The sequence below is a fragment of the Burkholderia sp. A2 genome (assembly GCF_001729305.1).
Classification (GTDB): Bacteria; Pseudomonadota; Gammaproteobacteria; order Burkholderiales; family Burkholderiaceae; genus Burkholderia; species Burkholderia sola.
Genome location: NZ_LZXX01000078.1, coordinates 1 through 385 on the forward strand (window position 1 = coordinate 1; position 385 = coordinate 385).

At 73.8% G+C, this 385-nt stretch carries 1 pseudogene; it reads right to left on the reverse strand.

Going from position 1 to position 385, the window contains the following annotated elements:
• Window positions 1–168: 168 nt before the first annotated feature.
• Window positions 169–385: pseudogene (locus A9Z05_RS37600) on the reverse strand (LLM class flavin-dependent oxidoreductase); the annotation flags it as partial.

Consider the following 385-nt stretch of genomic DNA (forward strand, 5'->3'; position numbering starts at 1 on the left):
GCGCGACCGGTGGCGCGCGGGCACGATCCGCAAATGCGTGCCGGGCTCGCGTGCGCCGGGGGAAGAGAGCGGCGGCAGCGCGCCGCCGAGGTGGGTCGTGTCGCTCATGTCGTTGGAATCCTCGAATCGATCGATCGGCGGGCGCGCCGCGCGCGCGGTGCGGCGGCGTCAGGCGTGCGCTTCGGCAGCCGTTTCCTGTGCTGCGCCGGGCGTCGCGTAGCGGCTCGCCTTGCGCGGCAGACCGAGGTGGTCGCGCAGCGTGGCGCCGGGCAGGTCGCGGCTGTAGCGGCCGCGCGCCTCGAGCACCGGAATCACGAGCTCGATGAAATCGTCGACGCCCTGCGCCTGTACCGGAAAACCGAGGATGAAGCCGTCGCCGGCGCCC